Consider the following 12,478-nt stretch of genomic DNA (forward strand, 5'->3'; position numbering starts at 1 on the left):
AGAGGGTCAAAGGTCCAGGACCAGGTGCGCGCCGTTCGCGCGCGACACGCACGGACAGAACCCGCCGCGCGCGCGATCGTCGTCGCTGAGGCAGATGTCGCGGTGATCGGGATCGCCGTCGAGCAGGCGGACCGCGCACACGCCGCAATCGCCGCGCCGGCAGTCGTAGAGCGGATCGAGGCCGGCTTCGATCATGGCGTCGAGAATCGAGGTGCCGGGCGGCACGTTCAGCGTGCGCCCCGACACCGCGAGGCGGACTTCGACCGGCGCGTCTCCGCCCGTCGCGACCGGCGCCGCAAAGCGCTCGCAATGCAGCATGTCGTCGCGCCAGCCGAGACGCCGCGCGACCGCGAGTGTCGCTTCGATGAGTCCGGCGGGGCCGCACACGTACAGGTGCTTGCCGCTTTCAGGCGCGCCGATCGTGTCGGCCAGCGGCATGCCGCGCGACGGTTCGCCGTTGTCGAGCCAGCATGTCGCATCGGGTAGCGCGGCAACCTCGTCGCGATAGGCCATCGAGACGGCGTCGCGCGCGGCGTAGTGCAGGGCGAACGGGCGCCCGGCTTGCGTCAGTTCGCGGGCCATCGCGAGAATCGGCGTGATGCCGATGCCGCCCGCCACCAGCAGGTGCCGGTGCGCGTCCGCAACGAGCGGGAAATCGTTTCTGGGCGGATCGATGTCGAATGCGTCGCCGGGCGTGCATGCGTGCATCCACTGCGAACCGCCGCTTCCCGCGGGTTCGCGCAACACCGCGATTTCGTAACGGTCGACCGGCCCGGCGCTGCCGCCGGCGTTCACGAGGGAATACGCGCGCCGTTGGGTGCGTGGGGAGAGCGGCACGTGCACGCCGATATGCGCGCCGGCTGCGAACCCGGGCAGCGGGCCGCCGTCTGCGGCGACGAGAAGCAATCGGCGGATTGCGGGCGTCAGGGCGTCGATACGCTCGACGCGGATTCTGAGCGGGGACATCCAGCGGCTCCGTTGAATTCAGAGAAGCCCACTGTATGCGGGCGAATTGGCCGCGAATATCCGTCGAGCGCAGCGCCTGTCCGGCGCGCGCAGAATTCCGGCTCAGCCGGCGGACTGGCGGGCGCGGCGCAGCGTATCCGACGGCGATTCGCCGAACGTTTCGCGATACAGGGCGGCGAAGCGGCCCAGATTCGCGAAGCCGCAACAGAGCGCCACGTCGGCCACGCGGCCGGTCTCGCGTGCCTGCAGCAACTGGTCGCGCGCACGTTCGAGACGCCGTTCGCGCACCAGCTGCATCGGGCTGCCGCGTGAAAAGCGCTGAAAGCCGTCGAGCAGCGTACGCACGGGCACGCCAGCGGCCAGCGCGATATCGGCCAGCGTGATCGGCTCGCACGCGTGTTCGGCGATATAGGCTTCCGCCCGCTTGACCGTGCGCGGCACGAGTGCCGTTCCGCCGGGCCTCGCCTGGCAGTGATGGGGTTGACCGGCGAGCAGGAGCGAGATCACGAGCCGTTCGAATTCGAGCGCGATGCGGCGGTCGCGCTGCGCGAGCGCGACGGTTTCCGGCGACGAGGCCATGACGCGCAACTGGGCAAGCCACGGCAGGAGGTCGGGGCGGGAGAGATCGAGCACCGGCTCGATCTGCAGATGGTCGTATCCCGTATGCGCCAGGATCGCGTGCTTGTCGACGCGCACGAAGAACTGCTCGCAGTCGTGGGAGAACGTGCCGCCGAAACGGGTGGCCGGACCGACGATGACGCCCTGGGCCGGCCCGACGATCACGCGCCGGCCACCGACGCTGACGTCCGCATAGCCGCCCAGGCTGAGGATGGCGAGATAGTAATCTTCGATTTCGCCGGCATCGACGCCCATCGCGACGTCGTAACCGATCGTGCCGAACCCGACACTGTCGATCCGCACGTAGTCCATGTATGCCGAATAGCCGCCGCGCGCGCTGCCCGGCGTGAGCCGATGCTGTTGCAGCACCGCGGCGATCCGCTCGCGCGTGTCGTCGATATCGGCCGATTCGAAATAGCGGTATCGACGGAGCAGGGTCGGCTCGATCGGCAAGGAAGCATTTGGCATGGCGTATCTTCTTTGCGTATGCGGGGAAACCCGGAGGGAAAAATCGGTCGATCGCGGTCGTGTTCCGGGGTACGCCCACTGTACACGTTTGCGACACCGTCAATAAAACGCGCAGGACCGGCTTCCGGATATTTGCGCGAACCGGACAGGCGACCGTATGCGATTGCGTTTACCGGCTAGCTCGCGATCGTCGGCCGACGCCATACTCGTCGGCGTCGCCGAGCGCGCAGGCGATCGAAGCCACGGCAAGCGCGCTGGACGATGCCGGCGGCAATCCTCACGTTCGCCAGGAAATCGATGATCGCCTCATCCTGCGCCCTCGCGCCATCGCCCGCGCACGACGGCCTCGACGCGCGCGATGTCTCCGCGTTGCTCGAGCTTGCGCGCGGCGGCACGCTCGAACAGATCAGCGGCCGCTGTCTGGCCTGCCTCGCGACCGGGCTCGACGCATGTGCGAGCGGCTTCTATTTGCTCGCCCCCGATGCGCGCCCGATTGCCTGCGAAACCGCCGGCGCGCCGATCGATTTTCTCGACGAATACGAAGCCGCCATACGCGAGCGCGATCCGGTGCTGCACGTCGTGTTGCGCTCGCGTCGCGCGATGACAGGGGGTGCGCTGCCGGCGGCCGTATGGGGGCATTCGCCGGCATGGCGGCACCTGCAGCGCTGGGGCTTCGGCCCCAATCTCCAGGGGCCGCTCGAAGCGGGCGGCAGGATCGTCGGAACGCTGAACCTCGCACGCAAGGCCGGTGGCGAGCCGTTCAATGTGCGCGACATCGCACGGTTCGCTTGGGTATGCCGGGCGGTATCGGTTGCCGTGAGCCAACCGGGCGCACTGTACACAGGCGCGTGCTCGCCGTGCCTCACCGAACCGTGCGATCCGTGCGATCCGCTGCCGCCGCGCGCTGCCGCCGTCGGCCGCCTCGTGCGCGACGGCGCACCGAACAAGGCGATCGCACGCACGCTCGGCATTTCAGAACACACAGTGAAGGAGCATGTCCGCGCGTTGTGCGTGCGCTTCGGCGCCCCCAACCGGACCGCGCTGAGCGCGATGCTGGCGTTGCGGTCAACCCCCGCATCCGGCGGGATTGAGACGGCGTGCGCACGTCGCTAGATTGTGCGTTCGCGGCCAGCCGGTCGCTTCATCCTGGAGCACAACAACCATGACTCACCCCATGACGAACGCCGCCGTCGGCGCAGCCGATCCGCAGCATGCCACGCATTGCCGCCTGAACGACGGCGGATTCATCACGCGCTCGAAGTTGATTCCGTGGACGCGGCTCGACAAGCCCGGCCTCGAAGGCATTCAGTACAAGATCCTCAATTTCGACGAAAACCGCGGTTACATGGTCGTGCTGAACACCTTCGATCCCGGCTCGCGATTTGCCCCGCACAAGCACATGGGAGCCGTCGAGATCTTCATGCTCTCGGGTTCGTTCTTCTACGACAACGGCCAGGTGTTCGCCGACGATTTCATGCTCGAGGCGGGCGGTGTCACGCACGCACCGGGCTCCGACGACGGTGCGCTGATGCTCGCCATCTTTCACGGGCCGCTTCAGATTCTGGATCAGGACGGCAGCGTGCTCGTGACGGTCGGCATCGACGAAATGTACGCACTCGCAAAACGGAACGGCGCCGTCGCCCATCTGAACAAGACCGAGCATCGCGTGGCGCTCACATCGGGGGCCTGAGCGGGTTGCGATCGTGCGGGACGACCCGTCGCTGGGTCTGGCGGCGACTGGTATCGAGCGGGTTTGCGGAGCACCGCGACATGCAAGACCGCTCGGATCGGCTCGATGGACTCGCGATAATTTTGTCTACGGCGCGGCCGTAAACGCGGCATCGAACAAGCGAAGCAGGCGATCGACTCCGATTGCCGGATCGGCGCTCAATAAACGCTGCTCCGATAGCGGAACAATGGCGCGCTGCGCGAGGCCGTTACTCGATCGCTCCCGGCGCCGGTGCGGAAGAGGGTTGAAGCGTTTGCCATCGACTTGATGGTTGAGGGCGGCACGTCCCCGTGGTGGCCTGGATGCAACGTGCAGGGAAAGATGCCGAACGCGTCTCGGTACCCGCTCGAGATCCACGGCAGTTCCCCCCGATTGAATAACTGCGCAGCTCGATTCAGTCCGACGCGCGGCTCCCACTCGAGGTTTGTGTATCCGAAAGCGTGCGCTGGATAGTCGGACCCGGCTCCAGAGCAGGAGCGACGCTCCCGCCGGCTTTCGTTCCGGCCGGCTTTTATGCTTCTTTCAGCCAGGGCATTTCCACGGGTGACACGACCAGTTGCCGGAATTCGCGTTTCAGATCGAAGATGAACCCGACCAGGATCATGGAGTCGGCGTAAGGGATCGGAAAGACATGCGGATTTTCCGGAGTACGCAAGGGGCGCTCGGGCGTGTCCACCGTCGCCGCGGCGTTTTCGCGAACGCTTTCCAGTTCGTCGGCCATGGCCAGGTCACCGGTTTTCAGCACGCGGCTACGCAGGTCGCTGAAGGGCTCGATGCGCGCAGCGTCTTCGTGGTATTCGGGCACTTCGTAAATGAACCAGGACATTTTCGTCTCCTGTGAGAAGGGGCGATATTCTAACGCTGCGCGAGGATTCACCGAAAATCGGCCGTGACGTGCGATGGCCGCGGTCGCGGCGACACAGGCCGGCCGCGCGTTGCTTCGACGCGTGACATTCGACAGCGATGGCATGACGCTGGACCATTTGTCTGGATCCGTTCTCGAAGGTTGCGGGATCGCACCTCAGTCTGGCAAGTCGATCGTCGCGGAGCAGGCGGGACATGAAACAGGATCGCGAACGAGACGAGCGATTCGGGTAAGGGGCCGCTTGCGCAGTGTCGGCATGTTCTCCGGCGAAGGCGACGGCAACATGCTTGTGCGCTTCGGCGCGCGTACGGAGATCACGCCGCACGCGATCGCCCCCCCTGGCCCCGTACGGCGGGTAGGACAGCGTGGCAATGGCGGCCCCGGCAGATCGCAGGAACGACGCAGGTGAGCGATCCGCCGCCGATCTTGACGGTACAGGCGCGCCATCCATGATCGCGTCTACACGCGAAGCACAATCCGCCGGGGAAGCGTCCGACCTCGCCGGGCTCCCGAGCTTCATCGATGCGATGGCTCACCGCGCGCGTCGGCACGACCATCCCATCCCCCGGGTTCGCGCGTCGTCCCGTTGCGCGCTCCGGCACGCCGGGGGATCGGTCGTCATCGCCGGCCTGAGCCGGCCGGTTCGTCAAGTCACCGGCGGTGCGTGCCCGTGATCCCCGAACCCCCGAGCGTCGTCGTATTCCCGCGAAATATCCTTGTTCGTATAGTCCCCGAGCTTCGACGCGGCGGCCACGCTCAGCACCGCACACACCAGCACGTACACCGCGATCGCATACCCCGAGTGGTAGTAGGCGAACAGCGCCGTGGCGATGAGCGGTGCCGGACCACCTGCAATGACCGAAGCGAGCTGATAACCCATCGACGCGCCGCTATACCGCAACCGCCCGGTGAACGACTCGGCAATCAATGCAGCCTGCGGTCCGTACATCATCGAATGCGGAACCAGCGACAATACGATGGCCGCGAAGATCCATACCGGATTCCGGCTATCGACCATCGCGAAGTAGACGAATCCGAACACGCCGACGGCAACCGCACCGATCATGTACATCCGCCGCCGCCCGATCAGGTCCGACACGTGCCCGAACAGCGGAATGGTGAAGAACTCGACCACGGATGCGACCAGCACCGCCGCCAGCAGCAGTTCGCGCGTGACGCCCAGCGCCGTGATCCCGTAAGTGAACACGAACGCCGTGTAGATATAGAACGGCGCCTGTTCGGCCATCCGCGCGAACGCCGACAGCACGATATCCTTCGGCTGCTTGCGCAGGACTTCAAGCATCGGCGTCTTCTCGATCCGGCGCTCGGCCAGCAGCTTCGCGAAGATCGGCGTCTCGAGAATGTTCAGACGGATATACAGCCCGATCGCAACCAGTACGATGCTGAGGAAAAACGGTACGCGCCAGCCCCACGCGACGAACGCACTGCCGGAAATCCAGCTCATGGCCAGCACGGCCAGGTTGGCGAGGAACAATCCCGCTGGCACGCCGAACTGCGGCCACGACGCGACGAAGCCGCGATGCGCATTGGTGCGCGCCCACTCCATCGACATCAGGACCGAGCCGCCCCATTCGCCACCGACACCGACGCCCTGGATGAAACGCAGTACCGTGAGGATAACCGCGCCCCAGATGCCGATCGCGGCGTAGGTCGGAACGAAGGCCACGGCGAACGTGGCGAACCCCATCAGCAACAGGGTCACGATCAGTGTGGCCTTGCGTCCGATGCGGTCCCCGTAATGGCCGAAGATCGCCGCGCCGACAGGCCGTGCGACAAAACCGACGGCATAGATCAGGAACGCCTGCAGCGTGCCGACGAGGGGGTGGGATTGCGGGAAATACAGCTTTGCGAAGACCAGGCCGGTGACCGTGCTGTAGAGGAAGAAGTCATACCATTCGATCGTGGTGCCAATCGTGCTGGCGATGACGGCGCGGCGCAACTGGCGCCGGGATTCCTCGTCGGAGAGGGGCGTGGCCGCGGATTGCATGGCAGCCATTTTGATATCTCCCGGGAAAGGGCGATAGAGAAATAAACCATACGCCCGGCGACAGGTTCCGGCAAGCGCGATCTGCGGCGCCCAAATCTTTCAATCAGGCATCCTTATATATCATCATATGATGTTGAATTGTCATTCGCCGAGACGGCAATGAGGTTGGCGTGATGGACGAACTGAATGCACGCGGATGTGACGTGAGGCGGAATGTTGCGACCAATCAGGCAGTGAGTCTCGCGTCGAATAAAAGAGAAGTCACTTGCCGAATGGCTGCAAAAAACGTCTCGGGTCGGCAGCGCGCGACGTCGGCCGCGGCGCTTACCGATCCTGTCCAAATCCCACAAGTCAGCCCACCTGAACGCCACGCTCCTCCGCAAGCAACCGACGATAGTGAGGCAGTGCGCCGAACAGCAACCACACCGCGAGCGCGGACGCGATCGTACAGACGATCCCGATCGAATCGCCGACCATCTTCGGATTGCCGAACACGCGATCGGTGAAGAGGGCGATCAGCGTCGGTCCGAGCCCGAAGCCGATCAACTGCGCGAAGAACGAGTAGAGCGCGCCGACGGTGCCGCGCATGCGGCTGGGCGCGACGAGTTGCAGTGCGGCGGCCATGCACCCGGTCGGCAACGTGAAGAAAAACACGGTGCCGCCGGCTGCGACCAGCGTGCCCGTCGCACCGGGCGCAAACGGGATGCTCGCGCAGCACAGCAGCATCGGGATCATCGCGAACGCGGCCGTGCGCAACGGCGCGTCCTCGTAGCCGCGCCGTTCGAAGCGGCGCACGATCCAGGGGCCCGCCAGTGCGCCCGCAATCCCGCAGCAGACCACCAGCGCGCCGAAACGAAACCCGACGAGCGCAGCGGGCATGCCGTGCGAACGGATCAGGTAGGTCGGCATCCACGCGGGCATGCCGAGCACGACGATGGCGAGCATGCCGACGCCGAGCAAAATGCGCGCGTAGAACCCACGCCGCGCCCACAGAAATGCAGCGGATTCGCGGGTCGAGAACTGGCGGTCGTCCGCACTGCCGCTGACGACCCTGCTGCGCATGGGCTCGCGCACTGTCAGCCAGACCAGCAACGCAAACAGCATGCCCGGCAGCCCGATCAGCACGAATGCAAGCTGCCAGGTCTCGAACCCGGCGAGCATCGGAAACTGCTGATGAACGTCGCGGGCGAACGAGATGACCAGGCCGCCGGCGACGAGCGAGAGCCCGCCACCCAGCATCGGGCCGAGAATGAACACGCTCATCGCGCGCGGCATCTGCTTCGCCGAGAAGCAGTCGGCGATCATCGACAGCGCGATCGGGAACACGCAGGCTTCGCTGGCCCCGACACCGAAACGCGCGAGGAACAACCCCTGGAACGTCGTGGCCTTGCCGCACAGGGCCGTGAAGATGCACCACAGGCAAATGCCGACCAGCAGGATGTTGCGTCGATTGGTGACGTCGACGAGGCGGCCGAAGAGCGGCGACGCGATCAGGTACGCGGAAATGAACGCGATGCCCTGAACGAGACTGAGCTGCGTGTCGGAAATGGCGAGCGAATGCCGGATCGGGTCGACGAGCAGGTTGAGAAGCTGGCGGTCGATGTACGCGAGCGAATACGCGAACGTGATGATGCCCAGGATGTACCACGACCGGAGGCTGTCGTGAACGACCCTCGTCGAGGATCGTCCCGATAGCGCGTCTTCCAGGCCGCCGACGGGCGGCACTTCATTCATGGCATTCCTCATCTTGTCTCCGGTACGATCGTTTGATGCGTGTAAAAGGGGATGTCGACGCGGCATGCCGCTTGCGCGTCAGGCCAGTCATGGGCATCCGGTCAGCCTGGGTGGTCGTTCGACGCATCGACGATTCCGCCGGTACGCATTCGATTACCAAACTATCGTTAGGTAGTTTGGCGTGACGCAAAGTGATGTGCCATGAGTGTTATCCACTAAGCATGGCCGCCGCGGGCCGTGAAACGTGTGACGACTTTCGTGCGATGCGCCCCGGCATGCCGTTCGCAGCGTTCGGCGCGCTCGACTCCGATCCGCAAGCGCGCCGCGTTCCTGCCGGAACCGGCATCCGCGTCCGGGTTAGACCGGATGGAGTGATCGCCAGCATCGAATCAATCTATCGTTCGTTAGGTAAACGGGCGATGCCGAAGAGGCCGTATCCGCTTGCAATCCGCTCCTTGTTTCCACGTACGAAATGCGAAGCGTCGACGGTGGAACACGCATTTGCCCGCGTTGCCGGTCGACACCGGAGATGAGGCCGCACGAACGGCCCGGTGCCGATGCCGCGAGGTCACGTATCACGCTGTGACACGACGCAATGCGCTGCGGCCCATCCCGGGCGCAGGCATTGCGTTCCGGAACTGGAGGAGCACGATGACTGACGATGTATCACGCGATTCGCAGCGCTTGCCGGAAGGCTTCGAGGCGCTCGAACCGTTTCTCGACCGATGGAACGCGCCGACGTCGCACGCGCGCTGGATCCATCGCGCGGCCATGCCGTACGCGGAGATCGTGACGTTCTACGAAGCGATGTCCGGGCGGGCGGAGGAGGCGACCGTCCATCTCGAGCAGTTTCCGCTCGACGACATGCCGGTGCCCGCGCAGAACCTGTTTCGCCTGCTGCTCGCGATGTGCCATGCGGCGATCGCCGTCGAAATGCACGAGGCCTCGGGCATCCGGCATGCGCCGCCCGTTCACGCATTGACGATCACGACCGGCTTTCAGCCGCACGGCTGATCGCGCGTCGTCGGGCCGATCAGGCCCCGCCGTCCCCATCCCTTTCAGGAGCTGGCATGAACCACCCTGGTGAACTCAAACCGAGCTTGACCGAATCCGTCGGCCTGTCGACGAAACCGATGCCGACCACGCTGTACACGGATCCGGAGCAATACGAAATCGAACGCGAACGGATCTTTCGTCGCGCCTGGCTGATGGTGGGCCGCGTCGAGCGGATTCCGAAACCGGGCGATTTCTTCGTCAAGGATCTTGCGGTCGCCAAGGCGTCCGTGATCGTCGCACGTTCGGAGGACGGCAAGGTCCGCGCGTTTCACAACGTCTGCGCGCATCGTGCGAATATCGTCGAGCACCGGCCGAGCGGCAACGCAAAGCGTTTTGTCTGCCGTTATCACAGCTGGGGCTACAACAACGCTGGCGAGCTGGCGAACGTGCCTGACGAAGCCGGCTTCTTCCATCTCGACCGAAAGAAATGCGGGCTGACGCCCGTCGCGGTCGATGTGTGGGACGGCTGGATCTTCATCAACCTGGCGCCGGCGCCGGAGGTCGGTCTCACGGAATTCCTCGGGCCGATGGCCGACGCGCTGTCCGGCATCGACTATCCGGACGCCGACAACGCGATCGTGCTGCGCGGGGAGTTCAAGGCGAACTGGAAAGCAGTGGCCGAAAACTTCAGCGAGGTGTATCACATCGCGTCGATCCACCCGAAGACGTTCGGGCCGATCTACACGGGCAAGGAAAATCCGTTCGGGCGGCCGCTGGGCGCGAACCTGCGCGGCGCCCATCGCTCGTTCTCGCTGTGGCTGAACCAGAGCGTCCCGGTGCCGGAGCACGCGAAAGTGATGCGCTGGCTGTTCTCGGCCGGCGAGACGGTGACCGGCACGCGCAACGTCACGCAGGCCAATCCGCTTACCGAGCACCGCGGCGTGAACCCCGAGCGGCATCCGGACTGGTCGCAGGACGTGAACTGGTTCTTCCCGAACTGGCATCTGCAGATCTCGGCGAACCAGTTCTGGACGCATGAATTCTGGCCGACGTCGGCGAATACGACCATCTGGGAAGCGCGCTTCTACAACAAGAAACCCAAGAGCGTGCGGGAACGCCTGCAACTCGAGCATTTCACGTCGCACATCTCCGACGGCATGCTCGAGGATCTCGGCAACATCGAGTCGATGCAGGCCGGCATGGAGACGGGCGCAAAACCGTTCATCCATTTCAACGAGAGCGAGATCCTGTGCCGGCACGGGCTCGAGCAGGTAGTCCGGTGGTCGTCGGCGTCGACCGTGAAGGACGCGATCGCGTAGCGCCTGCGTCGGCGACCGGCTGCCGCTGATCGCCGACGCATCGGTCTGCCTGCTTGTAACGACGCGTGAAAGCAGCAACGTGCAACTGCCGGGCCTGCCCACGGCCGCCCGGCGTGACGCGATGTGCAAACGCGTGCTCAGAACGCCGCTTTCGCATCCTGTACCAGCATGTCGGCCGCCTTCTCGCCGATCATGATGGTGGCGGCGTTGGTCGCGCCCGAGATCGGCATCGGCATCACGGACGCATCGGCGACGCGCAGGCCCTGCAAGCCGCGCACGCGCAGCCGCGCATCGACCACCGCCATCGGGTCGCTGTCGGGCCCCATGCGCGCGGTGCCGTTGTGGTGATAGACGGTGCCGCCACGCTGGCGCGCGAACGCGAGAATCTCGTCGTCGGTGCGTACGTGCTTGCCGGGGAACATCTCGTCGACGTAGTACGGCGCGAACGGCCGCGCCTGCAACACGGCCCGCGCCATCTTCACCACGGCCACCATCGCGCGCTGGTCCGATTCGTCGGCCAGGTAGTTCGGTTGCACTTCGGGCAACTCGTCGATGTTCGCGGAACGCGCACGGACCCAGCCGCGACTGTCGGGGCGCTGCTTGTGGCCGCCCAGCGTCATGCCCGGATAGTGATCGAGGAGGCCGGGCAACCCTTCCTGATAGCTGCCGGGCGTGAACGAAACCTGCAGGTCGGGCCGCGTCAGCGAGGGTTCGGAGCGGAAGAAGAAGCGCATCGGCACCGGGCCCATGCTGAGGATGCTCGGCCGGCCGAGGAAATACCGGGCGATCTCGCGGGCAAGCGGCAGCCCGCGCCCGCGCTCGTTGATGGTGGCGACGTCCTTCACCTTGACGGCCACGCGCAGGTTGAAGTGATCGACGAGGTTCGCGCCCACGCCGGGCAGGTCGATCTGCGGTTGCACGCCGATGGCGCGCAGATGGGCGCTTTCGCCGATGCCGGAGATCTGCAGCAGGCGCGGCGTGTTCAGCGCGCCCGCCGCGACGATCACCTCTCGGTTGGCGCGCACCTCGCGCTCGGGCGCACCGGTGCCGCCGGACCGATACCGCACGCCCACCGCGCGGCCGCCTTCCAGCAGCACGCGCGTCGTGGGGCTATCGGTGCGCAGCGCCACGCGTCCGGTCCTGATGGCCGGATGCAGGTAGGCCCTCGCGGCGCTCCAGCGCCGCGGCGTGCGGCCGCGCGTGTCGATCATGAAATGCCACGGGCCGACGCCGTCCTGCGCTTCGGCATTCGAGTCGGCCACATACGGATAACCGAGGCTCTCGACAGCTTCGATGAACAGGTCGCACAGCGGCGCCGGCATGATCGGGTCGGTCACGATCAGCGGGCCGTTGCGGCCGCGGTAGCGATCGTCGCCGGGCCCGATGCGCGTCTCGGCCTTCTTGAAAAACGGCAGCACGTCGTCGTAGCCCCAGCCCGCATTGCCGAGCGCGGCCCAGCCGTCGAAATCGGCATGCTGCCCGCGGTTGTAGACCATCCCGTTGATCGAACCCGATCCGCCCACGACCTTGCCCTGGGTCAGTTCGATGGTGCGCCCGTCGGTGCCCGCGATCGGCCCGCTGCGAAAGCGCCACACCAGCCGGTCGTTGAACAGGTTCTTGATGTAACCCGCCGGAATGTGGATGAACGGGTTGGTATCGGGCGGGCCGGCTTCCAGCACGCACACGGTATGGCCGGCCTCGGCCAGCCGCGCGGCCACCACGCTGCCGCCGCTGCCCGCGCCGACGACCACATAATCGAAGGTTTCGGTCATGAC

At 65.5% G+C, this 12,478-nt stretch carries 10 protein-coding genes; 4 read left to right on the plus strand and 6 right to left on the minus strand.

The annotated features are described in order from the left end of the window. Positions 1-6 precede the first annotated feature (6 nt). Together OHZ10_RS33720 and andR are read right to left on the minus strand one after the other, a co-directional pair. Entirely contained in the window at positions 7-966 is a 960-nt protein-coding gene (locus tag OHZ10_RS33720) for a PDR/VanB family oxidoreductase (protein WP_342706350.1), read from the minus strand. 102 nt (positions 967-1,068) lie between these two features. Beyond that, positions 1,069-2,052: an anthranilate 1,2-dioxygenase regulatory protein AndR gene (andR, locus tag OHZ10_RS33725; protein WP_342706351.1), complete on the minus strand. Its 984-nt coding sequence runs from the start codon at positions 2,050-2,052 to the stop codon at positions 1,069-1,071. A 297-nt stretch (positions 2,053-2,349) separates the two neighbouring features. Here andR and OHZ10_RS33730 point away from each other — a divergent pair, with 297 nt between their 5' ends. Continuing rightward, complete coding sequence (locus OHZ10_RS33730; protein ID WP_342706352.1) at positions 2,350-3,165, plus strand: helix-turn-helix transcriptional regulator; 816 nt, start codon at positions 2,350-2,352, stop codon at positions 3,163-3,165. Between the two features lie 49 nt (positions 3,166-3,214). Further along, entirely contained in the window at positions 3,215-3,742 is a 528-nt protein-coding gene (locus OHZ10_RS33735; protein WP_174993905.1) for a cupin domain-containing protein, read from the plus strand. Positions 3,743-4,292: 550 nt separating this feature from the next. On the opposite strand, the gene OHZ10_RS33740 is transcribed toward OHZ10_RS33735, so the two are convergent. From OHZ10_RS33740 to OHZ10_RS33750, 3 genes are all read right to left on the minus strand, one after another. Next, the gene (locus OHZ10_RS33740) at positions 4,293-4,607 is read right to left on the minus strand and encodes a helicase (RefSeq protein ID WP_342706353.1); all 315 of its coding nucleotides are present in this window, start codon (positions 4,605-4,607) and stop codon (positions 4,293-4,295) included. A gap of 685 nt (positions 4,608-5,292) precedes the next feature. Further along, positions 5,293-6,663, minus strand: coding sequence for an MFS transporter (locus OHZ10_RS33745; protein ID WP_342706354.1), 1,371 nt, complete (start codon positions 6,661-6,663; stop codon positions 5,293-5,295). 342 nt (positions 6,664-7,005) lie between these two features. After that, positions 7,006-8,388, minus strand: coding sequence for a spinster family MFS transporter (locus tag OHZ10_RS33750; RefSeq protein WP_226196021.1), 1,383 nt, complete (start codon positions 8,386-8,388; stop codon positions 7,006-7,008). A gap of 651 nt (positions 8,389-9,039) precedes the next feature. Between OHZ10_RS33750 and OHZ10_RS33755 the strand changes: the two genes are divergently transcribed. Both OHZ10_RS33755 and OHZ10_RS33760 read left to right on the plus strand, forming a co-directional pair. Further along, complete coding sequence (locus OHZ10_RS33755; protein WP_063805294.1) at positions 9,040-9,402, plus strand: hypothetical protein; 363 nt, start codon at positions 9,040-9,042, stop codon at positions 9,400-9,402. A 56-nt stretch (positions 9,403-9,458) separates the two neighbouring features. Beyond that, positions 9,459-10,703, plus strand: a complete 1,245-nt coding sequence (locus tag OHZ10_RS33760; protein WP_342706355.1) for an aromatic ring-hydroxylating dioxygenase subunit alpha — start codon at positions 9,459-9,461, stop codon at positions 10,701-10,703. A 137-nt stretch (positions 10,704-10,840) separates the two neighbouring features. Here OHZ10_RS33760 and OHZ10_RS33765 read toward each other — a convergent pair whose 3' ends face one another. After that, on the minus strand, positions 10,841-12,475 hold the full coding sequence (locus OHZ10_RS33765; protein WP_342706356.1) for a GMC family oxidoreductase: 1,635 nt from the start codon (positions 12,473-12,475) through the stop codon (positions 10,841-10,843). Positions 12,476-12,478 lie beyond the last annotated feature (3 nt).

The organism is Burkholderia arboris, from assembly GCF_038723655.1.
GTDB classification, from domain to species: domain Bacteria; phylum Pseudomonadota; class Gammaproteobacteria; order Burkholderiales; family Burkholderiaceae; genus Burkholderia; species Burkholderia arboris.